Here is a 23,207-nt window from a genome sequence, read left to right as displayed (position 1 = left end):
CGCGTAGAGAACGGAATGATCGAGCCTTGCCGTCTGACGACCGAAGGCGCGGCCAACCATGACTTGCCTTTGCCGGTCTGGCCGGAGCGCTGCGAGCGGCGGACATGGCTGGCGGCCGCGGGTTCGGCAGGATGGTGGTGTCGTAAGGCTCGGCCATCGCCGCAAAGGTCGCGTTCAGCGTCGGCTAACAAGCGCCCCGTCGCCGTGATCGGCAACGCCGTCCGCGGGCCGCGTCCACACCGGTTCCGTAGGGACAAATCCGACGAGCTCCGCCACGCGATCAAGGCACTCGGCAAACCTGCGTCTGACCATCCTTTGTCTGATCCTCTATACATTCCGCCCGACCAACTTGCGCATGTCCATGTGGGAGTCAGCGGATTGGGCATCTTGAGTTTATCACTATGATATGTAACCCACATTGAGCGTCCAAGCCTGCTGGGGAGGGCTTCGGGAGGTGTCGTCGCCTCGCAACTCCGAAGGCTTCGCGGCAGCTCGGGTTCATTCGCCGATTGCCAGAAAAGCCGTTCGACCGGCTCGCCGCCGTTCTGATCGACAACCGTTTTCGAGTTATGCGTGGCGCGGTCATTCGATATGAGGTCGTCCAGCCTCTCGCCTCCTATGTGGACAGCGTGAAGGCCTGGCGATTCATCCTGCGGGAATCGGTGTGGGACCTGCCGGGTGTGACCGATGTAACGGCAGAGCTGCAAAAGGCCGAACAGGCAATCTAGGAGGACGCATGAGTGCTTGGCTGATTCAAGGATACGATGGACTGGAGCTGATGTTCCAGCGGCGGTTCTCGCCGGTGTTCAGCGAGCGCGAAATTGCAGCTCTGCTACAGCGACTTGCCGCCCGCGATCTGTCGGTCGCCGAAGTTTTCAACGCATCGCTGCGTCGCTCGATGAAGGAGTACAGCCCATTCTTGGAAGTGAAACGAGAGTCGGGTCCAAGAGTTGTCTTGTCGTGCGGCGAAAATCGCCATTACACCGCGAGCATGCCACACCGATGTGGAACTAAGTAAGGATCTCGACCATCGAACGCGGGATGAAGCTGCGCGCTTCATCCCCCGTGATCCTGCCGTCGTCGACCAGCTTCATGACTGAGTGCGCAAGCGGCCGGGCAATGATCTTGCTCGACTTTATGCCTTCCTTCAGGAGCTGACGGACGACAGCGGACCAACCGTCGATCGGCTTGTCCAGGAACCGGTCGCGAACGTCGTCGTCAAAGACCAGGAATTCCCGCACGACATAGCGCCGCGAGCCGTCGGTCGTGCGGATCAGGTGCTGGACGATGAAAATCTGCAAGGAGCTGATCAGGTCGAACGCCCTCGATGCCTGTTCCTCGGGCGGGAACTCCATCGCCATGCGTCTCAGGCCTTCGGCAACAGAAGGGGCATGGGTGGTCGTATTGACGATGTGCCCCTGAATGCTGGCGGCAATACAGCCGCTCATGGAACCGCGATCGCGCGCTTCACCGACGTTTATGATCGCCGGCGCCCGGCGCAAGGAAGACCAAATGCCCGTCGCAAAATTCGGAAGATCACGGCCCTCGCCGATCTCAGTCTGGCCGATAAAGCTCGGGCAATCTCCCTGCTCGCTGAGGATATCGGCAAAGGTGAATTCGATTGGCGCCTGAAAGTCCACGATCTTCCGGGGATTCCTGGAGTTCTCCAGGTGCATCCGCGTAATGGCCGCCATCGTGGTCGATTTGCCGTGGCCCGTAGCGCCCGCGATCACGATGATTCCGGACTTCGGGCTGAGAAACGGCCGCAATTCATGCTCGAACTGGACATCGTCCAGGGTCGGCGTTTTCGCCGGTAGGGATCGAAGGGTCAGCTCGATCCCTGCCCCGCCGTTTTTTGTGATCGGCGTGGCATTCACGCGGAACCGATGTCGCTCATGCCGGCTCACCTGCACTTCATAGGAGAAGTCGAGGCAACGGCCCTGGCGCAGAATGCTCGGTGCATCGCTCGATCGCCAGATGTAGGACAGCAGCAAGTCCACCTCCGATCGGAGGAGGATCCGCTTGGTGCCGTAATGCTGGCGTGAGTTGATCTGGATGCGCGGCCGTGCCTCTGATTGGATGGTGATGTCAGATGCACCGCGTTTAGCCGCGCCGACAATGAAGGTGTCGAAGATCTCCGGCGCCGTGTCGAACCGTATCGGCTCCTCTTTGAGAACCGGCACGAAGGAGGCGGTGGTCGAGAATTCAGACTGATCAAGCAGAGATTCGTCGATCATCGCCATTAGGGCCTATTGAAACGCCGCCACAGCGCAACGACGACCACGGCGACCATCAGGGTCAGGATGGCAATCAGAGCGCCAAAAGTTTCCTCGCGACTACGCAAGCCGATCGGATCGGCTGGATCAGCCGCGGCTGTCTGACGGTTGGTCGAATAATCCCATTGAATATCCGACATTATTTCGTCACCTCGAACCGGCGTGTGATCGGCTTCCAACGCCCCGGATCGGAAACGAAGGTTGCTGCGTTTTCGATCTTCACGCGGCGCTGCCCGATAAACAACTCGTCAGGTGTGCCCTTCGCGCGAACCTCGCTCGACGACACGACCAGGCTCCTGATCAGCCCCGCATCGACCAGACGCCGATACTCGATCATCCCAACATAGTCCCTGCGCAGGAGGTTCATGTTCTCTTTAAGCGCTTCCTCGGCCTGCATGCGGCCTTGGCGCCAGCCCTCCGCCATATACCGGTCCCAGATCTTCCGCTCTTCCTTGTCCGACGGCAGGAATTGGTCCGAAGGGTCGGATGCCTTGTCCACGCCCATGACCAGATAATCGCGCCAGGTCGGCACGACGCCGACGAGCCGGCCGGGCCTCTCAATACGGTAGTATTCATCCGCGGCGACACTCTCACGGCCGCCCTTGGTGATCGTGATGGCCTCTTTCGCTCTGCTGACGACAGGAGGCACGACATACCCGGCTTCCTTGGGCGCTTTGTAGACGATATCGTTGTAATTGAATTCCTGCGACAGTCGCGACGATTGCGCCTCGAGCTCCCGCAAGATCTCCCAGGAGCGCCGCTCGTAAGCAGCCTGTGCCGAATAAGCCAGCGCCGCCTCGCGCAACGCGGAATAACGTTCCGTATCGACGGCGTTTGCACCGGTCCCGCTGCGCGTCCTGCGGGCAAACTGCTCATAAGTGAGCGGTGCGGCGGACCCGTGCGTGAGATTGTCCACGCCCCCAACAACGGGCGGCGGAGGCGGCTCCTCCGGATTTTGCGTCGTGGCGCAACCGGCCAAAGCGACGGAAACGGATAAAGCGGCAAAGATCGAACGGAACTGCGTCATAGGGTGGTGTCGTCCAGATGAGGAACCGGGCTCTTTTCCCGCCGGGCATAGTGGATCGTCATGACGCGCTGGACCTGATCGATTTCCAGCCACGCGCGTCCTTTCCCTTGGCCGAAAGCCTCCCGCAAGAGGCTGACCAGCGTCATGTCCGCCCAATGCACGGAAACCATGATTGGAGATCCCGACCGCTCTCCCTCGGCGCGGACGGCATAACCAGCCATGCGAGCGGCCTTCCGGGTTATGTCGTCGAGAGTGCCGTTCCACCGGGCATCGACCGGCTGCAACAGCTCTTCGCCAGCGACTTCGGGATGTAGCTTGACAGTATTCCTGGCAAACGGCTCGATTGCGCGCGGATAGAGCGAAGCATATCGCTTCTCTTCATTCACATCCTCTAATGAGGCGTCGATATATTTCCTGACCGACAGTGCGTTGAAATTATCGGTCTTGTTCGCACAGGCACTCGTTACGAGTGCCAGTGCCACAATCACTGAGTACCGCATCAAGAAGTCGCCCTGTCTTTTATCATCGACAGGCGATCAAAAGACTGATCACCCTCTCCACCCCAGTCCTACCCAAATCGCGAGATTTTGCAATATACAGCATAACGAAAAACGTGCTTCTTTTGCCACAATCTCAGTGCGAGATGTCCTGATCCCTTCCCCTTCCCAGGTTGTGCTGCTGCTCATGGCCCATCTGGATGCGATGGGCCTGTTGCGCAGCCTGGACGGAAGCCACGATCTGCTCGGCCCGCTTGAAGCCTGCGGCGAAAGCCTCGATTCGTTGCTGGTCGGCACCCGGCATTGCCTGCGCCAACCAGTCACGGTCAAGCTCATGTGAGCCGGCTGCGCCGAAGCGCTCTCGCACCGTTGCGACCAAGCTGCGCAGCTCCGCGAGTGCTTGGCTGTCGTCGGCCGTGCGTACGAGCGAAGCCAGCCGATCTGCCGGCGTCTGCTCGATGCGACCGACAAGAGCACGCGCCGCCGGCGACAGATCGTTGACGGGCTCCTGCATCAGCGTCCGGAACCGCTGCTCATCGCGCGTGAGATCATTTCTGAGCGTTGCGCGCACCTGGCCGTAATCCTGCAACGCGGAGACTGCCAGGGGCACGGCCGCAATCGCCTTTTCGCGCGCGCTGTCGTTGCGGCCGAAGAAGTTCCGGCTACCGTTGAGATCACCAAGGGAAGCCGGATCCTCGCGTATGGCCTGAGCGAATTGCGGGACCGGAATATGCTCAAGGTCGATCCGGGTCCGCATCGTCGAAAGCATGGCTTCCGGCTGCTGCCAGACCGCGGCGACGGCCGTCTCGAGGCGGCGCATTGCCGCCTGCATGGCAGGTCGAAATTCCATACGCGCCGCCACGGCCGCTTCGACGCTCTCGCGCCATTCGGTGACCGCCGCAATAAGCGGCTTCTCAGGTGTCGCCAACATGGCCTGCTTCCTCTCATATTGGTCGATGACCAGCCGCTCTTTCGCATCGGTAGCAAGAAGCCGTGCCGCCTCGAGCCGTATCAGATCGTGAGCGGCCTTTTGCCCGGCATGGATCAAAGGCCAGTTCTCGATAAAGGCCTGACGTACAGGCTCTGGTATGAGCGACTGAGCGCGGTCGCGACTATCAGCATTGATGTCCGGGCCCATCGAGACGATCGTTGCCTGCGGCACGATCGCTGCGATTTCCCGGTTAAAACGTTGAAGGTCGCTCGCTGTCGATCCGTCCTGCATCTCGAACGTGAGATTGGTGAACCACCGCCGGCGGGCGCGATCGGTATCGGCCATCTCCGCATGATTGAGATTGTGTTCAAGCCTGGAAAGGGCCTGCCTTACAGCGGTCGTCAATTCAGGCAAGACGATCGCCGGCACAGCGTGCTTCTGCTCCGGTCGTGGCTGCTGAGCCGGCGCCTGGCTGGCCGCGTCTTCCATACGCCGTTCCGGTCGGATCGTATGGGCGAACTTCGCGCCAAGAGCCTCCAGGCGCTCGACGGCATGATTGAATCGTCCGCGCAGCGCCGCGAGCTGCTGGCGGAACATTTCGCCGATTTCGGAAAGCGACGGGAAGCCCCTGCGCTCGGCAAATTCGCGAACACTCTGCTGATAGTCATCCGTGTGCTCGTACGCGAGTGTCGTATCCTTCATACGCTCGCGAGAGAGCGTGCTGACCAGTTTGTCGATCGACGCAAACTCGTCCGCACCTGCATAGAGAGTTGCCGTTTCACGATGTCGGCTCATCGCCACATAGGCCATGTGCGCGTCCATAGTGCGGCTCGCCAGGACATGGACACGATCGACCGTCGCGCCCTGGCTTTTATGGATCGTTGCCGCATAGCCATAGTCGATATTGGCATAGTCGTTTTGTGCGACGATCACGCTCCGCCCGTCAGACAAGCCCACCACAAGCCGCCCGCGGCTCGCCTCTTCGACCGTGCCGAAAGAGCCGTTCTCGACATCAAGCCCCCGGCTTTTTTCGAGAAACACGATCCGATCGCCAACGGCGAATTGCCGCGGTCCTCGTGCCGTCCGGAAAGCGTGTTCGTCCTGCAGCCCGCCCTCCTGTTTGATCACCGACCGCGCTGCCATATTGAGCGCCAGCACGTCGGCATTTCGATGCGCCAGCATCAAGACATCAACGCCGGCTTCCCAATCCTGCCGCCAATTGCCGATGAGCGTACCGCGGGCGGTTTCGTTGTCATTTTCGAGCAGCACGAGATCATGGTCGATATAGCGGCTGAGCGCGGCCGCAGATTCACCACGACCGAATTCGATAGTCGCATGCTGCATCCATTCTTCGCGCTGGCGACGCACGCCGGTTAGCTCGATATATCCCGCATCGCTGGCGATCGCGCGGAATGCGGCGCCAGCCTCGATCGGCTGCAACTGACGCGCATCACCCAGTAGAATGAGTTTCGCACCGGCCCGCTCCACGGCCGTAACAAAGCGCTGCATTTGAGCCGATCCGACCATGCCGGCTTCATCAAGAACGAACACGTCGCCCGCCTCCAATTGGCGAAGTCCGTTCTTCCAGGAGGCCTCCCATGACGCGAGAGTGCGTGACTCGATCCCGGCACTTGTCTGCAATCCGACCGCTGCCTTACCGGCCAAGGCGCCTCCAACGACGCGACGACCTTCGGCCTCATAGACCGCTCGCACGGCGTTCATGACCGTTGATTTTCCCGCACCTGCGTAACCGACCATCACGGCCACGCTAAGAGACTCGGTCAGCCGGGATATCCCCATTCTCTGTTCAGGATCGAAACTGAACCCGGCCTCTTTCTCGACTTCGCCGATGACCTTCGTCGCCTGCTGTCCGTCAACAGAAAAATCGCCCCGGGCGACAAGAGCCCGAGCCGAAGTGATCATGTTGCGCTCTGTATCAAGAACCTCCGTCGTCGTGTATTTCGGCCGTTCGAGCATCTTATTGGTCATCGGGTCGAAGATCGGCGGTGAGATCATCACCTGATTTTCGAGCGTGCCTACGCGGAAATAGAGCGCCTGAAAGTCCTCATAGCTGTCCGTATAGCGATGGACCACGCGCGCAACGTCGCGCTCATCGAAAACGGACTTCTCCGCCGTGATCAGCTTAAGAATGATGGAAGGATCATTCATGACCTGTTGGCGTCGTCTCGCTTCAATCTCGTCGTTGATCTCGATGCGATCCGACTTTGCGCCACGCCGGTCCATGCCCTCGGCAGTCGGGCCTCGGTGCATCGTCGGCTCGATCTCAATTCCCTGCTCTCTATAGGACCGATGATCCACCCGCACATCAAATCCATGAGCGGCCAGATGGTGGTTTTGGACATCGGCCCATGCTTCCCTGAGCGCGGGAATAAGCTCTTTATCTCCAGCGAATTGACGGTAGAGCGCATGACCGTTCTTTGAGAACTTCGGCTCACCATTCTCGTCAAGAGCCCGATTATTTTTCGCTCCGAACCCCTCTTCCGTGAGAGGGCGAAGCGCGGTCATGATGTGGACATGCGGGTTTCCCTTGATGTCGTGGTAAGCCCAATCGGCGACAATCCCCTTCATCGAGAAATTCTCGTCGACGAATTCACGTACCACCGCGATGTTCTGTTCTCGCGTTAGCTCGACCGGGAGACCAAGTGTCATTTCCCGTGCGAGCTGAGAATCCTTACGTGTCTCGAAGGCCTCGACACGATTCCAGAATGCCTCGGACGCCTGGACGGTTGGGAACGCCGCCAGCTCCTGCGCCCACTGTGGCGCGTTGGCCGGCAGCGCCAGCTCACTGTGAACATTCCCGCGCTTGTTCGAGAAATCGTAGGAGCGTCCGTAGGTCTCGTTCGTCATGGCGGCGCAATGCCGATAGGCGGCCGCGGCGACCGCGCTTTGCCCGGCCGCCCGACTGAGAACCTGGGCATGGAGATGGAAAATCGCCATGCCGACACCGATAGCAAGCAATGTATCGACTTGTCGATACATAAGTGCGCCCTTAGAGTCGGGCGCTGCGCGGCCCGACTCGGGACTTACCACTGCGTTGGCTCCGCCAACTCATCTTTTCCAGATAGTTCGGGTTCTGCTCGCGCTGGTTTCAATTTGTTCCTTCTTGCCGTCTCTGACGTGCACCATTAACAATGCTGCGGTGTTCACATTGCACTGGAGGTCATCTGTGGCTCGCATTACGAAGGTTTCGAAGATCCAGGAGGAAATCGCCAAGCTGCAAGAGCAACTGAAGGCGGCTCAGGCAAAAGAAGCGGAACGGCTTGGCGATTTGGCCGTGAAGGCCGGTCTCTCCGATCTCGATGTTTCCGATCGCGATTTGCTCAAGGCTTTGAAAGAGGTTGCCGACCGATTTCGCAAAGCACCCGCTCAATGAGTGTGGTCGAATTGCTCTGACCCTATCGAAGCGACAACGGGAGTATCGTGACCGAATGGCAGCTAATCGACAGAAGGACGCTCATGAGAAGATCCTGCTCGGCGGCCTCGTCGTCAAAGCAGGATTGCGTGATGAAAATCGCGCCTTCCTTATGGGCGTACTGCTAACGGCGGCTGAACAGAAGGACAACGAAAAGCTCCGAGAGGCGATGATTGAAAAGGGCCGGAGGGCTTTTGAGAAATGATACGGAAACCACCGGAGCCGCCGTATAAGCTTCTCCTGTTGGCTGCTGTCGGTGTTGCGCTCATGACGCCGGTCTTTTGGTACATTCGCTTCGTCCGATTCGCGTGGCCGACCGTTAACGGCGAAGCGCGCCAACTGAGTTTGTCGCAAGCTTGGGACTGCCTCGCGATCTGGAAGTTTGGCGAGTGCCGTGCTCATCTTGAAGCGATCGGCGCCCCCCTCGCCTCGGCTGCGATGCGCAACCAGGTCTGGGTGATTGCTCCACTTGTTGCTGCAGTCGCCTTGCTCGGCATTTGTGCCTACCTGAGATGGTTTGCCATACAGCGCCGCGTCATCGTTTCCGGCATGGTGGTCGAGGGGATGGACGCGCTGCTGAAAGCGGGCGTCCACGAACAGAAGAACAACCGCTATGCCAGAACACGCGGCATTCATATGTTCAATGGGTGGCATTATACGCTACAGCGTGAGACCAATCATACCTTCATCCTAGGCGCTCCCGGCGGCGGCAAAACCGTCACGTTTCGAAGGATGATCGGCTCCGTGGTCGCCCGCGGCGACAAGGCGATCATCTTCGATGAGAAGGGCGATTACACGCGGATCGTGCCGCCTTCCGTCCGCGACGGGAGGGAGATCCCGCCTCTTCTGATTGCTCCACAGGATGATCGATCGGCCGTGTGGGATATCGCGGCCGATCTTGTCGTTTCGCAAGATGCGGTCGAGCTCGCGCAGCGCATCATTCCAGACAACGGCCATCCGTTCTTCACCCAAAGCGCGCGTGCGGTTCTTGCTGGTTGCGCGATCAAGCTTATGGCCGAAAAGCCCAACACTTGGACTTGGCTCGATCTTCTGAATGAGACGCGCCAGGATCAGGAGCAATTGCTGCGCATCATGCTCAAATATCAGCGCGGCGCCGACATCTTCCTGACGGCAGACTACAAGCAGGTCATGTCAACGCTCGGCCAGCTCGAAACGAATATGCGGCTGCTCGAAATGCTCGCGACCGCGTGGCCGACCTATGAGGGCCGTCAGCGCTTTCGGTTGCGCGAATGGCTCGTCAACAAGACCGATCAGCGGACTGTCATCATCCAGCATTCGGGCCGCTACGCCGAACTTTCCGACGGCTGGATATCCGCGCTCTACGCGGTGGCCGTTTCGACGGTGACCGATAGCAATCTGCTCTCGGACAACGATCTGCGCCGCCTCTGGTTCTTTCTCGACGAGTGGGGCCAGTTGCCCGAAATTCGGGATTTCGAGCGCTTCGTCACCCTTGGCCGATCCAAGGGCGTGTGTGCAGTTCTCGGGCTGCAGGACCTCTCACAGATCGCCAAGAATTACGGGCAGGAAGTGCTCGATGTCCTCATGGCCTCGGTTGGAACCAAGATCATCACGCGCATCAACTTCGGCCCGACGGCTGAACGCATGGAACGCGACCTGGGCGAAACCACCTTCTACGAATATCGTCGCGATATGATGTCCGATGGATCGGTGAAGTGGATCAAGGAAACCCACGCTGCCAACCCGATCGAACGCTCCGAATTCGACACAATGCTAGGCGTTGACGACAAGGGCGTGTCGGCCTTCGTGACCGGCGTCGGCAAGAACGTCTATCACGTCAAATTCCCGTTCGCCGACGATGCCAGGGATCATCGTCCGTCGAACGTTCCGGCCGCATGGACATACACGTTCAAGCCGACCGGAACCTTCACCAGTGACGCCGATATCGACCTCTATGTGAAGGCGGTCCTCGGCAACAAGACGCCGCCACCGCGCGGCGCTTTGCCGGCCGGAGCAGCCGACCAGGAGGAGGAGCTACCGCTGGAAGAAGCCTTCAACGCGGCTGCAAAGGAGGCGCGCGAAAACGCCGATGCAGGACCGAATCCCGACTCGTCCGGAAAGGGAACTGCATCGATCGATCTATTCGAAAATTACCGTTGATAGGCGCCGAGGCATTGCTTTGGATAAAAGCCAAACACGCCGAAATGGTCGGCAAAACTATCTTCGCGATCCTGATCGTCGTGATCTATGGGATTTACCGCATAGTTCAGGAGGGCATTTTGCCTGCCGGCTAGCCGAATGGCACGATCCTGGTCGCGGGCGGCGTCCTTTCCGCCATAGCGGCCTTTGCCTACATGCGAGCAATCGAAAGCGGCGCAGGCCGGAGCTGGGGCAAGGCGTTATCGGGGTTCGGCGGGCTGATCCCATATGCTTACGCACTATACGTGATAGGCTATGTGGGGCTTTGATCTCTCGTCCAGCTTTTGACCGTCGAGTTCACCGTGACGGGACTGCTTCTTGGTATCATCGGCAGCTTGCTTGGATACCGCATCCTAAACACCTTCTACGACATCACAGAACTCGGCAACGCGCAACTTGCGGCCGAAAACGATAAAATTGAAGTCCGCAACGTAGCTGCCCGCCGGTTCGCCGGCGGGCAGCGCGAATCAATCAGACGGGATACCGCTCTTAGTGGTAGGCCTCGAGCTCGGAGGCAACGCGGACGTCGATCGCGGGAAGCTTGACCACGTCCCCTATTTCGTCCTTCATGATCAGCATCTTCGGACTGTAAGCATACACCCCGTTATAGTTGACGCGGTAGATAACTCCGATCTTTTGCCAACGTTTTTTCGCCCTAGCGACTGTATCTCGGAAAACCTCGAGTTTCGCCGCTATCTCGTCGTTTGTTGGTGCCGTGCCATCTGAGCGTGGATTCATCACCATCTCCCGGATCATAGCCGGCCAATGCTTGTTCTTTGGTGGTGGATTCTCAGCTAGCTCATTCAACCATGCAAGATTTACTCCAGCTTGACCGGGTTTAATCTTGTCTGGATCAGGCGGGCCGTCGAACGTCACAACCCTTATTTTTCCTTTCATCTTCTCCGCCAGTGTGTTGGTTCCCAGATTCGACTTTATTTGGTTCGCTTATATTTGTGCTATTATGCAAGGAACGCACCCTAACCGATAACATTTTCGCGGGGGGAGTCAACGCATTTGCCGCATCCAGCAAAAGGGACTCACATTGATAAATCGCGGAAAATCATTGTCAAATTCGCCCCTCTGGAGGCGTTTTCTTCCCTCTGGCCGCAGATTTCCATCTGGAGCGACAAGCCGGTAAAGGCTTGATCGCGTGATCCCTAATTCGTGACATGGTTCCGAAATCTGGTTTATGGTTGCCCCATCGCGGCCATAGCCAGGCGGAGCTTCGCGCTCGTCATCTTGGGTGGCCGTCCGCCTACCCTTCTTCGTGCCCGGGGCGGCCGACAGTCCCGCAACTGTCCGCTCGATCGTCAGGTCTCGCTCATACTCGGCCAGCGCCGCGAAGATGCCGAACACCATTCGCCCAGCCGACGTTCGTCGTGTCGATCGACGCGCCGTGCCCGGTTAGCACCTCAAAACCGATGCCCGCGCCGTCAGGTCGTGCACCGTGTTAACCAGATTGCACAGATCACGGCCGAGACGATCCGGTTTCCAGACCGCGAGCCTATCGCCAGGGCGCAAGGCTTTCTCACACATGGCAAAGCCCGGCCGGTCATCACGCTTACCGGACGCCATATCCTCATAGACGTTGTTGATTTCGACGCCCACCCTGACGAGGCTGTCACGCTGCAGGTCCAGGCTCTGCGAGCCGTCCACCTTCGAAACACGCATGTAGCCGATCAGCATTCAGATTCAAAAGCTCGGACAACAATTGGTGCCCGACATTACTCCTCCCGAATCTGTCAAATAACCCATCCCGAAATCAACATATCATCACGTGAATTTTGCAACAAATGGCGGCCTGGTGGGCCGCCGGGTTTTCCCACAGGCTCCGGCCTTCTCTACGGCGCTATTGAGGGCGCGTTCAGGCCTCCGCCTGCTTCGCCTGCTTTCCCTTGAAAGCAGGCTTCGGCCCTTCGGGCTGGAAAACCCCTCGGTCGCAGGCGACCGAACTTGGCAGGAAGCTTGCGATTTGATGCGCCCCTATGGGCGTCGGGACGAGGGCATCGCCCCTTGCCCGTCGGGCGAGCTTGTTCCTCCGGGGATCGAACAAGGGGCAGGACTATTGGAGAATTGAGATGGCACGGACCAATCCGTGCTCGAGGCCGGTTTCCAGAGGTGGTAGTCATAGACGAGCACGACGGTTCCGGCTGGCTGTGCGGGATTGAAATCAACGGCATGATCAACTCGGGAAGGTCCGCAGCTTCCACGCACTGGAAGCAATCGATAGAGCTGTCCGGCTTCACGATCTCGACGCGGTACAGGGGGAAAGGGCGTCGGACATTGGTCGCTCCTTTTGGTCTTCGGATCTCGGGTGAGTGAGTGCCCCCGCCGGAGCGGGGGCACTGGCGGTGGCTCAATCCCAGGGGATGACCGCCATCAGGCTTTCGTCGTCCTGCCCCGGATAGCGGCCGAGGTTCGCGTTCAGTTTGGCGAAGCCGGTGTTGACCGAGAGGGTGTAGTAGTCGCCGCCGTTCTGGTTCTTCTTCTTCCAGATGCCGCCGATCTCGATCCGGCGGTTGCGCGGCGTCCTGCCATAGAGGCGATAGGCCGGGGCCTTCGGGTTTGTGCTTTCAAACGGCTCCCCGGTGATGTCGATGTCGAAGGTCAGAGTGGCGAGGTTGCCGGTCAGGGTGTTGGTTTCGTCGTCGATCTGGATGAAGTTCACGAGGTCAGACATTGCGGTATCTCCTTTGCTTGCGTTGTCGACGGACACGACAAAGGACCGGCCCGAGGCAGGCCTGCACCCGAAGGGCCGGAGCGTGAGCGGAGGACGGCATTGGCGGGCGATTTTGTCTCGCGAGGAAGCGCCGCCAGGCGCGGGGAAAATCGTTCGGCAATGCTGTTGCTGGGCGGCCGAACGGTCCTAGTGGCCATTCGATCGACAACGCGGTCATGCAAAGGAGATTCCATTCGCATGTCCTTTCCGTCCAACTTCATATCGGCGACGAAACCAACGTCCAGAACCGGCCTTGCTGCGCGCTTAGCTTGCCGGCCTTGTCGCCGCGCCGCCCGTGCGAAGTCTGACCGCATGGCCCGCCCGTATCCCGGCCAAACACAGCGCCTATACCCGCCTATCGCCGGCAGGACCTCGACGGCAATGGTGCACCGGGCCCTTGATTGCGGCACTCCTCGAGTGTGCCTCTTCGGCGGGGCGCCCAGACCAAAGGAGCGACCCGACGCTAGTTCATGGCCGATTTCGCCAAGGCCCTCAGTGTCGGCGCCAGGTGCAATTCTCCCTTCGGCGAGCGGTATAGCATCGACAGGAAATATCGAGGCGGGCGCATGATTTCCGCCGCGCCGGGCTGCTGCGCGGCCGCCCGTATCACCTTCTCGGCAACGATCGCCAGCGCTGCGGCCGCATTCATCCGCCCGGCAACCTGTACGCCAGCGTTCCATGTATCGCGCGGAATTTGTATGAGGGTGCGGATGTACTCGGCCTGCTCGACAAGTTCGTGCCAGGACCGGAACCTTATGCCGTATTCGGCCTGTATCTGGCGGCAACCAAACCGCAAAAGCTCAAGCGTGGTCGTTGCGTCATCATCGCGACGCTGCTGGTCTTGCGCCAACGGCTCGGCCGCCACAGGCTTGTTCTCATAAGCCAATTGATCGGCTCCGCCGATCTCAGAAGTGAACTGGACTGATCGCGCACTAGCGCGATGCCGCCTATCTCTTACTGATGAAGGGAAGGTTGTAGTTGTATTTAGGGGGACAGGTTTGTCCTGTGCGGGGGACATATCTTGCTCCTTCATCGCGGAATCATCGTCATGCTTCGGATCAGTGGCGGGCGGCTCGTAAAGAGCCAACACCGCCTTCAGGAGGCCGACCAGCAGGGCCAGATAGTCGGGATTGGCGCGCCGCTCATGAAAATCGGCAATGAGCGTGTTGAACTGAGATTCGACGGCCTCCGTGTCATGCCCGTGGCGGCGGATCTGTTCGAGTGCATCGACGATCTGCCGGGCAATCCCTTGGCTTCGCCGTGTTGTCTCGCGCATCACGCGCCATTCATCGGCATGGGCGTTCGCCAGCTCCTCGAGTTCCGCGAGCCTCTGGCGAGCGGGCGAGAAATCAAGCCCAAAGCTGCCGCCCCCTTCCCGGTTCACATATCGCCGTCCGGTCGGGCTGTCGCGGTAGGCGACAATGCCCGCCTCGACAAGCACGCGGATCGCTCGGGTGATGGTCTTTTCGCAAACACCCAGATCGAAGGCGAGCCGCGCGTTCGAAATGGCGACGACCGGGCGGTTGCCCGTCGTCCAATCCTCGCCCGGGGAAATGGCAAGAAGCGTGTCGAGGATCTGATAGGGGTATCCCTTGATCCCCAGCCGACCCGCGCACTTCTTTAAAGCGCTGGCGACCTTGGCCTTGGTTGTCGGTTTGTAGTCTTCCCTCATGGCAAGGGCAGCACTGGCGAGAATGCCAGGCGTCACCCTCCTGAAACTGGCAATGGTCCGCATCGGATTCCTTTCTGAAATCCGGGCAAAGCACCCCGTTCGCAGAAGCTGCGTTCCATATTGACAGTGGGGGGTGGAAACCTTAGTGTGGCCCTTGGTGATTGAGCCCATTTTGCGGCGCCAACCGCTTTGTGGTTTTAGGTTTAGGTTTCTTAGCCCCCCGATGTAGCTCGCTACGTCGGGGTTTACTTTTTCCGGGGCTAGTTCATTCTCCTCGACGACTCGCAGTTGCGATAGCCGCAACGCTAACCGATTTGCTTAATAAAGCAAAATGATTCGGGGCGTTTTCCGAATTTCGGGGGTGGTCGCCGTCGGCCGTGAACTATCCGCAAGCCATTGATCTGGCCTGTTGATTGAGGCGGATAGCGGCTTTGGAATTGCAGGATTAGCGGTATTTGGACGCTGTTTTCCTGCAATTCGGTTTTGCGATTCCCTTGTGGCGCGGAGCGTGATTCACTCGGTTCGGCGGCGGCGAATCGAGGGGACAGCGAATGTCCAGGCCACGCGAGAAGCGCGAGACGGGAGAGCAGGACCTGTTCCGCTCCCGGCTCGACCAAATCATCAACATGAAGCACGAGCTGGTGCGGCTGGCGCAGGCGATCGACTGGCCGGTGCTGGAGGAGCGTTTCGGCGCCGTCTATTCGGACGGCCCCGGCATGCCGCCGCTGCCGACCCGGCTGATGGCGGGGCTGGCGATCCTCAAGCACACCTTCAACCTGTCGGATGAGGTGCTGTGCGAGCGCTGGGTGGAGAACCCTTATTTCCAGTATCTCACCGGCGAGACGTTCTTTTGCCATACGCTGCCGTTCGACCGCTCCTCGATGACGCGTTGGCGCAGCCGTATGGGCGAGGAGCGGATTATGGTGCTGTTGCAGGAGAGCCTCAGCCTCGCGGTCAAGACCGGGGCGATGAAACCGGCCGACACGCGCCAGGTGATCGTCGACACCACCGTGCAGCCGAAGAACGTCATGTTCCCGACCGACGCCAAGCTCATCCATCGGGCACGCGAACGGCTGGTGCGGCTGGCCAAGAGGACGGGTCTCCATTTGCGCCAGAGTTATGTGCGGGTCGGCAAGCTGGCGCTGATCAGCCACCAGCGCTATGCCCACGCCAAGCAGTTCAAGCGGGCCAACAAGGCGCTACGCAAGCTCAAGACCTATCTCGGCCGGACCATTCGCGACATTGGTCGCCAGATCGCCGGCGATCAGGGGCTGGACGCGCTGTTCAAATGGCCGCTCTACCAGGCCGCCACCGTTCTCGAGCAACGCCAGCGCCAGCGCGGCCGCAAGATCTACAGCCTGCACGCACACGAGGTGGAATGCATCGGCAAGGGCAAGGCGCATGCGCCCTACGAGTTCGGGGTGAAGGTGTCGGTGGCCACCACGCTGAAGCGCTCCAGGGGCGGCCAGTTCGCCCTGCATGCAAAAGCACTGCCCGGCAATCCCTATGACGGCCACACGCTGGCAAGCGTCATCCCCGACATGGAAAAGACCATCGGCAACGAGATCGGCCGCATCCTCGCCGACGCCGGCTATCGCGGCCACAACGCACCGCAGAGCCACAAGCTCAGGGTCTTCACCGCGGGCCAGAAACGCCGCGTCACCCCAGCCATCAAGCGCCAGATGCGACGGCGGTCGGCGGTCGAGCCCGTCATCGGCCACATCAAGAGCGAACACAGAATGGGCCGCAACTACCTCGCCGGCCAGCAGGGCGACACCCTCAACGCCATCCTGGCCGCCGCCGGCTACAACTTCTCCCTCCTGCTCAGGTGGCTGAAGGGGTTTTTGTCGCTCTTGATTGCCCTGCTTCAAATCCGGCCGAAGCCGGTCGCCGCTTAGGGCTCGGATTGTTCACGGTCGACGGTCGCCCCCTCGCCTGCAGCGCAAGTGCCGTGCCAAGATCAGCGCGCCGCCGGTTGAGGTCCGGGCCGCGCATCGACACACGGCATAGCCCGATGAACACTTGGCCGACGTCGAAATCCGGTCGGTAGCCCAAGGCTTGTCGCAGATCATGCCGCGGTATTTCTATTAGTTACGCAATAACATGATACGAAAACGGCCGGAAACGTAGCGTCAACTGCTCTGTCGCGGGTTTTAGGAGTTGTGCGACAAAAGGTCCGCTTTGCGGGGCTTAGCCGCGAGGTGGCGCCTGGCGTCTCGACACAGCCACCGTATCGAGAACCAGCGCCGGGTGGCACCTGGTTAGGCTGATGAGAAACAAGCCCCTTCAAGGAGTTCGCACGCGCAAGAACGCCATGGATTCTCACGCCCCTATTTCAGCACTTCCGCTCGCCAGCCCGACTCGGCCGGGATCAGTCTTCGCCGCCAAACTCATTTGCGCAGCGACGTTCATATCGGGTCAGGCGAAGCTTCTTGACGCTGCTCATCTCGTTGCCCTGGCCCGGTCAATCGCCCTCTCAGTCTCGCGATTGGCAGAGTTGCTCTTGAGGCGCGCGCCGGCGAGACCGAGGAGCGCGTAGGCTATCTCGTCCTCGGTCCAGCCGGATTCCGCTGCGCGCTCAGCCAATTCCTGGAAGGCCGGTTCCAAGGCGAGCTGGCATTGAAGGCCGCGCTCCGGATGGTCGGCCGGGCAGCTTGGTTCCACGATCGCAACGGTTGATCGCTTCATTGCAGGCCATGGGCTCTCGCCCCTCTCCTTTTGCCACACGAGGCGCGCCAGCTCACGTGTTGTTGTTGGTGTGCGCCTCGGCAACCGCTTCATTTTGTCAACCAGCCGCTCCAGCGATCCGGCGCGCTCCAACTCCGCAAAGAAATGATGCGGCGTGACGCTACCGAGCCGGTGCATCTCGGCCAGGTTCCACACATATGGATAGGCGACCATGAAATCGGATCGAGGCGAGGCCTTGGACGGTTCAGCCTTGGTCAGGATGCCGCCGCCCACGAGCCGATCAGCCTTTTCTATGATTTGGCGCACCCTCGTTGTCGACAGGCTATGTTCCTGCGCCAGGTCGGCGAAACTCTTGCCCTTCAGAAAGCCTTCGACCAGGGCGACATTCCTGTCGACGGTCGGGCTAAACGCCCAACAGGCGCGCAGTTTTTTCAGCATCATCCCGTTCATCCGGTTGTTCGCGCCCCTGCAAACCCTAACCGACCAAATCGGCGGTTGGAAGACCACCACACTCACGTTATGGCCCGGTGCATACGCAAATCCCCGCAAACAAAAAAAACCCGGCGTCTCCGCCGGGGTTTTCAAAACTGGCCGTTAGACCGCATAGTACATGTCGAAATTGCGTTTGGCGCCAGTGGTGCAGGAAAATCTGATACTTAGCAAGCGGTCCGTACCAGACGCGCACCAGCCGCTTCCCCTCCCTCCGTACCACCTAATTGTGTTTTCTAGCGGTCGACAATCGGGCATGTCGCAGAGTGCGAGGCGGGATTCCTAACCAATACCGCACCAATGCAAATCAGCGTCCGTTGGAAGCGTTCAACGAACTGGAGCATCCCGTATTTGGCATGCGAGATTTGGATATTGAACTCCCGGTCGCGTCTTCTGGTTGATTCCTCGAAGAGCTCCCCGGCCTTATCGCCAAAGTGATCGTAGTGCGATTCAAGATGGCATAGCAGGACGCGAGCCGACGTGAGTCTCACGATCTGCGGCTTGGTCCGATTGCAGCACGGGCACATCCATCCCTGCCATGTTCCCGCCCATGCTCGATTGAGGTTCAGCTTGTAGGTCACGAACCTACGCATGAAGGCTTGCGTCTGAGCGCTCCACTGGCCGTCACGAATGCGGGCGAACACGGCCAACTCTTCGTCGGTCATGGTGTCAACGTCTGGAATGGTGATGTTTATGGAGTGGCCGTTCACGTCGATTCGAACCTTAACTAACGGTAGAAACTCTCGGATCTCGGTATAGAACAATTGTAGAACGCCCGGCAATCCGTGAAACTTATGCTGGCCTCTTCTGAATAGCTGACATGCGGGATCACAGGCGACGATGTTAACCCAAACTGCTAACCCTAAATCGCCGCAAGTCGCGAAATTCTGCCGAGGCATAAGCGTCGAACGTCCGCCTGTTCTGCTGCGCATCTCGCCAGACGACGACTCGGCTCCGCTCGATTGCTTTACCAATGCGCGGCGCAAGGTTGCCCGAAGTGGCGGGCGGATCGTGCTGGGCTGGGCTATCTGGGAATGGCCGGGCCTATATATCGAGGCGGAGCACCACGCAGTTTACGATCCTCCTCAGGGCCGGGCATGGATTGACCTCACGCCTCCGCAGGTGCCCCAGATCGTTACTCGGCTATTTCTGCCTGACAGCACTGCCGCATATGATTTTGAGAACGAGGGCGTGCGCCGTGACAATCACAGGCAGGCGCTAACGAAAGACCCGCTTGTCCAACGGTTTTTCGAGTCTGCCCGGCGACATAGTGAAATCATGAACAGCATCCCCGGCGTGGGAGAAGTGCAGGTTACCCCGGCAATCGCTCGACAATTGCAATCTGTCCAGCACGAGAATGCGCAGATCACCATGGCACTCGCGATGAAGTACACGCCGCGCAACGCTCGCTGTTTCTGCGGTAGTGGTGAGAAGTTCAAGCGGTGCCATGGATCGCGCCGTGCATAGCCCGCGCGGACGACGATCATAGCGTTCGGGCGGCGACTGCCGTAAGATTCGCCCATCAGGCGTGGCCACAACCGGCCCGCAACGGGAGGGGAACATGGCAATTGATAATTGATACACTTGATAAGGTGCCGCTACTTTATCACTTCACCGACAGGAGGAACCTACCCCTGATCCGAGAAATGGGCGGACTGCATCCTCTCGCTGGTCTTCTCCAGAAGGATGTCAAGATCCGGCTCCGGGCGGTAATCAAGTTAGTCGGGATGCCGATGCGTTGAAGGGAATGGGCAACTACGTCCACCTTTGCTTTCGCAACAACCATCCGATGGAGTACGTGGCCCGGCAGGACGAAAGGATCACGGACACGATCTTTCTCCAAATACACCCCTCTGTGATGCAATTCGACGGGGTCCGTTTCACCAACGATGTGGCGAACAAAGGCGGCGTCGATTCGGTGCCTATCGCCGATGCCGAACCGCTGATCGATTTCGAGATACTGTATACCCGAACGGACTGGAAGGACCCGGCAATTAAGGCGCGCCTCACGCAGGCGGAGAAGTACGAAGTGCTGGTCCCCCACGTCATACCACTCGCGCTCATAAGGAACATTCCCAATGGCTGAAAGACCGATCTTTATCCCGGCGACTGAGGACGAAGGTTACGTCAAGCGATTGGATTTCGATATCCCGTGGGCTGGCGGGTTTGCAGAGGTCCAAAAGAAGAAGAACATCCAATCGCTGCACGAGGCCGCGAAGAAAGCCGGGTATGCGCCACTGCTAGAGGTGTCTAGCAAGTCAGACGAGATCGCTGGTCGCCACCTGAGTGCGTTTCACCTGCGGGTCATGATTAGCTTCGGCGAGATACCGCTGGAGAACGCCTTCCAAGGGAGCAAGGTATTCGAGGAAGGTGGACCATACATCGACCTCTACGAGGTAGAGCCGAGAGAGGCAAAGCGCGACCCGCGACTCCGGGAATCCGGCGCTTTGACAGGGTTCAGATTCGATGGCGTCGAGTTCCCCCTAAAACCCACCACTGTGTTCTATGATTGGCTCTATCTCAATGCGATCTTTCCCCACCGTGTATGGCTCAAAAATCGAGTAGACGGCGAAGTGCAGTATGCCGGTTTCACTGACATAGAGTTCAACCCCAGCAAGTCGGTCAATTGTCAGGCGAAATCGTGCGCTCTGTTCGTGGTGTTGATGAGGGAGAACAAGTTGGAGCGCTACTTGGAAACGCCTGAGGGTTTCATTACCGCCATGGCTGCTCATTCGCTCCGGCCGACCGAGGATCAGTCTCATTTGAAGCAATCTCGGCTTCGAGTCGGCTAGGAGCCGGGATGCGCAATTGGTTCCGCAAGAGTGGCAAGGTGACGGCCGAAGTGGCACGCCGGGTAACCGGGATCAGCACACCCTTGGACTGATCCCGGACCTTCCGAGGCGGAGATCGTTCGCCGCTTCCTCGTGTTTCTTGAAGATCGTCGGGTGCTCTACAACCCGTTCCAACTCGAAACGGAGTCCGAGGTGGAACGGTCAATCCACAAGGTTCGGGAAGAGAGCCACGAAGGCCCTGCAAACCCTCGGTTCTGACTCATTCGCCGATTTTCCTGCGCGTCGCGCCGCAGGCTCGCCAGCGCGCCATCGAAGCGCACCTTGAAATAGTCGAGCTTGTCGACGTAGTCGGCACGGTCCGCCGAAAGGAGCTCGACGAACCGGCCGAACACCTTGTCACGTATGGTCCCACGCGTAAGCGACTCCTTCTTTCCATCAGAGCTTTCCGCCTTGCGCAGGCTGCGCAGCACGCGTTCGGTCAGGATCCGATAGAGGCGCTCGAACCACACCTCGTTATTGTCGCGACGGCTCGCGCGAATGAAATAGACGAGACATTCGCTTGTAGCCCGGGTCGGAACGCTTGACGATTTCCGCCCTGGCCAACAACGCGTCACGCTGCAGGACCCCCAGTTCACCGATGAGCGCTTCCACCTTCGGGTCGCGCTCGTAGAGTTCGCCGCTGATGCGCCGTTTGCCTAGTGCCCCGAGCGCTGGCTCAGCGATGGCGGTGGCGTCGCGGCGAGCTGGTGCAGGTCATAATAGTGACGGGACACGCGGTTGGCCGCCGCCACGCAACTCGCCGCGCTGGTCTAACCCAGCGCCGCAGCCGGTGGAGGATGACCACCTTGTTCCAGAAGGTGCGTTCGGGATCGACCGTGCGCACGGCCGGCACGGTCAGGTCGAGCGCCGGCAGATCGTCGTCGACATAGGGGTTGATCGGCACATCGCGGTTTGGGTCGAGCGCGGATTTTCGCGCCCGACTCGATCTTGATCGCCGCCCGCACATAATCAGATCGCGGCGTCGCCGCGGGATACCACATCAGCAGCGTCTGCCCGTCGGGATCGTCGTCGTCGGCTTCCACCCGTGCCGCGTCGGCATCGAGGCCGGCGGCCTGGAGTCGGTCCTGCAGAATCACCGTCAACTCAGCACGCAGCGGGCCGTTGACGTAGGCTTGGCAAGCGAACACCCATAGGGTGCGCGTCCATAAATGGCGTGTCCTAGATGGCACAGCTTGCTTGCTCACACGAGCCGGTTTGTTTCAGAATATGGGCCAGCTGTGATTGAGACGAACGCCTCCCAGATCCTTGATTTCAAACTTGCGAGACTTTCCCGCGAAGGAGCTGAACAAGCACCGCTTTGGACTTCCCGCGTCGAATCTCGGATGACCTCTTCGCGCCTCACGTCGGTCGCTTGGGGCGACGAGAACCGGTCCCAGCCGCTCGAATATGACGAGGAGAGCGGTGAGCTGTCACCGGAGGTCGAGGCGGCCGGGACCCACGATCCGTTCACCGCGTCGGATTTCGACGATCCGGCTTACCGGTTGCACCTGGATGCGGCGATTGATGCGCTACCACCAGAACAAAGCAGGATCGTTCATATGTTGAGACAGGGCTTCCCCATTGACTCGAAGGAACCAGAGGTCATGACCGTCGCCAAGGCGCTGGGCCGCGCCGAAAAGACCGTTCGAACATATCGCGACAAGTCGTTCGCCGCTCTGCGGGCGGCCATGGGCGACGGAGAAGAACGGTGACTCCGCTGGCGAACGGCCATCTCGCGAGTCGGTGCTCGACGCGTTCGCGGTCGAAAGCGAGGCTGATCGCTCGACTTGGAGCGCTATCTGCGGCTTTATCCCGACTATGCCGCGGAGCTCGTCGAGCTCTCGCGCGAGCTCAGCCGCGAAGTCTACAACGACGACGCGGCCCCGCTTTCCGCTGCGGATCAGGCGCTCATCGGCGCGGCCTGGTCGCGACATGCGGCCACCATGCCGGCGGCGATGTCCGACCCTTTTGCGGCGCTGACGGTCGATGACCGGCGCGCTGTGGCCCAGCGTCTGGAGCTGCCCAGGCAGGTCGTGACCGCGTTGCGCGAGCGACGGGTCTTGCTCGTCAGCATCCCGCGACGATTTCTCCAGAGGTTGGCCGAGGCGATTGGAAGCACCGTCGCGCAGTTGCAAGTGCTGATCGACGCTGGCGTTCCGGCCGAGACGCGCGACCGATTGTTGGCTGAGGCTGAATGACATGGACGGGGTGGAGCTCACCCGGCAAATCGCCGCCGAGCTTCACGATCGCCTCGTTGCGTCCGGCGCCGATCCTTGGTCGCCTTACGACCTTGCTGTCGCCGAGGCCAAGCGGCGGGGGATTGATGTCGAGCCAACGGCGGCGGGAGCGGCCGTGCTCAACGGCGGCCGCGCGATCTTCGTCGCCCCCGACGATCTGATCATTCGCGAGAATATCAGCTCTCCGTTCGAGCAAGCCTTCCTCGTGGCGCACGAGATGGGCCCTGTC

The 23,207-nt window shown here is 59.8% G+C and carries 22 protein-coding genes and 4 pseudogenes; 12 read left to right on the top strand and 14 right to left on the bottom strand.

The window, feature by feature from the left end:
• The coding region (locus tag EOA79_RS33175) for a hypothetical protein (RefSeq protein ID WP_206639246.1) at positions 1-191 on the bottom strand (191 nt) is incomplete at its 3' end.
• A gap of 318 nt (positions 192-509) precedes the next feature.
• Here EOA79_RS33175 and EOA79_RS15260 point away from each other — a divergent pair.
• Complete coding sequence (locus EOA79_RS15260) at positions 510-728, top strand: hypothetical protein (RefSeq protein WP_128161207.1); 219 nt, start codon at positions 510-512, stop codon at positions 726-728.
• 8 nt (positions 729-736) lie between these two features.
• The gene (locus EOA79_RS15255; RefSeq protein WP_128161209.1) at positions 737-1,018 is read left to right on the top strand and encodes a hypothetical protein; all 282 of its coding nucleotides are present in this window, start codon (positions 737-739) and stop codon (positions 1,016-1,018) included.
• Here EOA79_RS15255 and EOA79_RS15250 read toward each other — a convergent pair.
• The 5 genes from EOA79_RS15250 to traA form a co-directional block, all read right to left on the bottom strand.
• Positions 1,011-2,243 carry an ATPase, T2SS/T4P/T4SS family gene (locus tag EOA79_RS15250; protein WP_245489884.1) on the bottom strand — a complete coding sequence of 411 codons (1,233 nt, stop codon included), beginning with the start codon at positions 2,241-2,243 and terminating at the stop codon, positions 1,011-1,013. The genes EOA79_RS15255 and EOA79_RS15250 overlap by 8 nt on opposite strands.
• Entirely contained in the window at positions 2,243-2,416 is a 174-nt protein-coding gene (locus EOA79_RS32785) for a hypothetical protein (RefSeq protein ID WP_164893865.1), read from the bottom strand. The genes EOA79_RS15250 and EOA79_RS32785 overlap by 1 nt, the downstream gene beginning before the upstream one ends.
• Positions 2,416-3,303: a type IV secretory system conjugative DNA transfer family protein gene (locus EOA79_RS15245; protein ID WP_128161211.1), complete on the bottom strand. Its 888-nt coding sequence runs from the start codon at positions 3,301-3,303 to the stop codon at positions 2,416-2,418. Before EOA79_RS15245 ends, EOA79_RS32785 begins: the two co-directional genes overlap by 1 nt.
• On the bottom strand, positions 3,300-3,803 hold the full coding sequence (locus tag EOA79_RS15240; protein ID WP_128161213.1) for a DotD/TraH family lipoprotein: 504 nt from the start codon (positions 3,801-3,803) through the stop codon (positions 3,300-3,302). The genes EOA79_RS15245 and EOA79_RS15240 overlap by 4 nt, the downstream gene beginning before the upstream one ends.
• Positions 3,804-3,936: 133 nt before the next feature.
• Entirely contained in the window at positions 3,937-7,731 is a 3,795-nt protein-coding gene (gene traA / locus EOA79_RS15235; RefSeq protein WP_128161215.1) for a Ti-type conjugative transfer relaxase TraA, read from the bottom strand.
• A gap of 187 nt (positions 7,732-7,918) precedes the next feature.
• Here traA and EOA79_RS15230 point away from each other — a divergent pair, with 187 nt between their 5' ends.
• The 3 genes from EOA79_RS15230 (at position 7,919) to EOA79_RS15220 (ending at position 10,303) form a co-directional block, all read left to right on the top strand.
• Positions 7,919-8,125, top strand: a complete 207-nt coding sequence (locus EOA79_RS15230) for a TraC family protein (protein ID WP_245489883.1) — start codon at positions 7,919-7,921, stop codon at positions 8,123-8,125.
• 55 nt (positions 8,126-8,180) lie between these two features.
• Positions 8,181-8,369, top strand: a complete 189-nt coding sequence (locus EOA79_RS15225; RefSeq protein WP_085044129.1) for a conjugal transfer protein TraD — start codon at positions 8,181-8,183, stop codon at positions 8,367-8,369.
• Between the two features lie 233 nt (positions 8,370-8,602).
• Positions 8,603-10,303, top strand: a complete 1,701-nt coding sequence (locus tag EOA79_RS15220) for a type IV secretion system DNA-binding domain-containing protein (RefSeq protein WP_164893864.1) — start codon at positions 8,603-8,605, stop codon at positions 10,301-10,303.
• Between the two features lie 528 nt (positions 10,304-10,831).
• Here the strand turns inward: EOA79_RS15220 and EOA79_RS15215 are convergent.
• The 4 genes and pseudogenes from EOA79_RS15215 to repC all read right to left on the bottom strand — a co-directional run bounded on the left by EOA79_RS15215 (position 10,832) and on the right by repC (position 14,796).
• Positions 10,832-11,239, bottom strand: coding sequence for a hypothetical protein (locus tag EOA79_RS15215; protein WP_128161219.1), 408 nt, complete (start codon positions 11,237-11,239; stop codon positions 10,832-10,834).
• Between the two features lie 108 nt (positions 11,240-11,347).
• Positions 11,348-12,013 (bottom strand): annotated as a pseudogene (locus EOA79_RS15210) (recombinase family protein).
• Between the two features lie 685 nt (positions 12,014-12,698).
• The gene (locus EOA79_RS15205; protein WP_128161221.1) at positions 12,699-13,022 is read right to left on the bottom strand and encodes a DUF736 family protein; all 324 of its coding nucleotides are present in this window, start codon (positions 13,020-13,022) and stop codon (positions 12,699-12,701) included.
• A 502-nt stretch (positions 13,023-13,524) separates the two neighbouring features.
• The gene (gene repC, locus EOA79_RS15200; protein ID WP_164893863.1) at positions 13,525-14,796 is read right to left on the bottom strand and encodes a plasmid replication protein RepC; all 1,272 of its coding nucleotides are present in this window, start codon (positions 14,794-14,796) and stop codon (positions 13,525-13,527) included.
• A gap of 488 nt (positions 14,797-15,284) precedes the next feature.
• Between repC and EOA79_RS15195 the strand changes: the two genes are divergently transcribed.
• The gene (locus EOA79_RS15195; protein ID WP_063169227.1) at positions 15,285-16,631 is read left to right on the top strand and encodes an IS5 family transposase; all 1,347 of its coding nucleotides are present in this window, start codon (positions 15,285-15,287) and stop codon (positions 16,629-16,631) included.
• A gap of 544 nt (positions 16,632-17,175) precedes the next feature.
• On the opposite strand, the gene EOA79_RS15190 is transcribed toward EOA79_RS15195, so the two are convergent.
• Entirely contained in the window at positions 17,176-17,862 is a 687-nt protein-coding gene (locus EOA79_RS15190) for a hypothetical protein (protein ID WP_245489882.1), read from the bottom strand.
• Positions 17,863-18,146: 284 nt separating this feature from the next.
• Complete coding sequence (locus EOA79_RS15185; RefSeq protein WP_128161227.1) at positions 18,147-18,674, bottom strand: hypothetical protein; 528 nt, start codon at positions 18,672-18,674, stop codon at positions 18,147-18,149.
• Between the two features lie 76 nt (positions 18,675-18,750).
• Here EOA79_RS15185 and EOA79_RS15180 point away from each other — a divergent pair, with 76 nt between their 5' ends.
• The 3 genes from EOA79_RS15180 (at position 18,751) to EOA79_RS15170 (ending at position 20,702) form a co-directional block, all read left to right on the top strand.
• Positions 18,751-19,377, top strand: coding sequence for an SEC-C domain-containing protein (locus EOA79_RS15180; protein ID WP_128161229.1), 627 nt, complete (start codon positions 18,751-18,753; stop codon positions 19,375-19,377).
• Positions 19,378-19,657: 280 nt separating this feature from the next.
• A complete protein-coding gene (locus tag EOA79_RS15175) occupies positions 19,658-19,996 on the top strand; it encodes a DarT ssDNA thymidine ADP-ribosyltransferase family protein (RefSeq protein WP_128161231.1) in 339 nt (112 codons plus the stop codon).
• On the top strand, positions 19,989-20,702 hold the full coding sequence (locus EOA79_RS15170) for a hypothetical protein (RefSeq protein ID WP_128161233.1): 714 nt from the start codon (positions 19,989-19,991) through the stop codon (positions 20,700-20,702). The genes EOA79_RS15175 and EOA79_RS15170 overlap by 8 nt, the downstream gene beginning before the upstream one ends.
• A 272-nt stretch (positions 20,703-20,974) precedes the next feature.
• Here EOA79_RS15170 and EOA79_RS15165 read toward each other — a convergent pair.
• Positions 20,975-21,425: pseudogene (locus EOA79_RS15165) on the bottom strand (DNA-binding response regulator); the annotation flags it as partial.
• Positions 21,426-21,436: 11 nt separating this feature from the next.
• Positions 21,437-21,931: pseudogene (locus tag EOA79_RS15160) on the bottom strand (nucleotidyl transferase AbiEii/AbiGii toxin family protein); the annotation flags it as partial.
• Positions 21,932-22,111: 180 nt separating this feature from the next.
• On the opposite strand from EOA79_RS15160, the pseudogene EOA79_RS15155 reads away from it, so the two are divergent.
• The 3 genes and pseudogenes from EOA79_RS15155 to EOA79_RS15145 all read left to right on the top strand — a co-directional run.
• Positions 22,112-22,453: pseudogene (locus EOA79_RS15155) on the top strand (DNA-binding response regulator); the annotation flags it as partial.
• A gap of 75 nt (positions 22,454-22,528) precedes the next feature.
• Positions 22,529-22,939, top strand: a complete 411-nt coding sequence (locus EOA79_RS15150; protein ID WP_245489881.1) for a hypothetical protein — start codon at positions 22,529-22,531, stop codon at positions 22,937-22,939.
• Position 22,940: 1 nt separating this feature from the next.
• A partial coding sequence (locus tag EOA79_RS15145; RefSeq protein WP_128293077.1) for an ImmA/IrrE family metallo-endopeptidase occupies positions 22,941-23,207 on the top strand: 267 nt, incomplete at its 3' end.

This window comes from Mesorhizobium sp. M1A.F.Ca.IN.020.03.2.1 (assembly GCF_004023205.1).
Lineage (GTDB): Bacteria > Pseudomonadota > Alphaproteobacteria > Rhizobiales > Rhizobiaceae > Mesorhizobium.
Note: the sequence above shows the minus strand (reverse complement) of the source record. Positions and strands in the feature narration are given on the sequence as shown.

Excerpts from the sequence above, each read along its gene's own strand:
- EOA79_RS15255 (WP_128161209.1), top strand. The coding sequence starts at position 737 with ATGAGTGCTTGGCTGATTCAAGGATACGATGGACTGGAGCTGATGTTC.
- EOA79_RS15250 (WP_245489884.1), bottom strand. The coding sequence starts at position 2,243 with ATGGCGATGATCGACGAATCTCTGCTTGATCAGTCTGAATTCTCGACC.
- EOA79_RS32785 (WP_164893865.1), bottom strand. The coding sequence starts at position 2,416 with ATGTCGGATATTCAATGGGATTATTCGACCAACCGTCAGACAGCCGCG.
- EOA79_RS15245 (WP_128161211.1), bottom strand. The coding sequence starts at position 3,303 with ATGACGCAGTTCCGTTCGATCTTTGCCGCTTTATCCGTTTCCGTCGCT.
- EOA79_RS15240 (WP_128161213.1), bottom strand. The coding sequence starts at position 3,803 with ATGCGGTACTCAGTGATTGTGGCACTGGCACTCGTAACGAGTGCCTGT.
- traA (WP_128161215.1), bottom strand. The coding sequence starts at position 7,731 with ATGTATCGACAAGTCGATACATTGCTTGCTATCGGTGTCGGCATGGCG.
- EOA79_RS15225 (WP_085044129.1), top strand. The coding sequence starts at position 8,181 with ATGGCAGCTAATCGACAGAAGGACGCTCATGAGAAGATCCTGCTCGGC.
- EOA79_RS15220 (WP_164893864.1), top strand. The coding sequence starts at position 8,603 with ATGCGCAACCAGGTCTGGGTGATTGCTCCACTTGTTGCTGCAGTCGCC.
- EOA79_RS15215 (WP_128161219.1), bottom strand. The coding sequence starts at position 11,239 with ATGAAAGGAAAAATAAGGGTTGTGACGTTCGACGGCCCGCCTGATCCA.
- EOA79_RS15205 (WP_128161221.1), bottom strand. The coding sequence starts at position 13,022 with ATGTCTGACCTCGTGAACTTCATCCAGATCGACGACGAAACCAACACC.
- repC (WP_164893863.1), bottom strand. The coding sequence starts at position 14,796 with ATGCGGACCATTGCCAGTTTCAGGAGGGTGACGCCTGGCATTCTCGCC.
- EOA79_RS15195 (WP_063169227.1), top strand. The coding sequence starts at position 15,285 with ATGTCCAGGCCACGCGAGAAGCGCGAGACGGGAGAGCAGGACCTGTTC.
- EOA79_RS15190 (WP_245489882.1), bottom strand. The coding sequence starts at position 17,862 with ATGATGCTGAAAAAACTGCGCGCCTGTTGGGCGTTTAGCCCGACCGTC.
- EOA79_RS15180 (WP_128161229.1), top strand. The coding sequence starts at position 18,751 with ATGTTAACCCAAACTGCTAACCCTAAATCGCCGCAAGTCGCGAAATTC.
- EOA79_RS15175 (WP_128161231.1), top strand. The coding sequence starts at position 19,658 with ATGGGCAACTACGTCCACCTTTGCTTTCGCAACAACCATCCGATGGAG.
- EOA79_RS15170 (WP_128161233.1), top strand. The coding sequence starts at position 19,989 with ATGGCTGAAAGACCGATCTTTATCCCGGCGACTGAGGACGAAGGTTAC.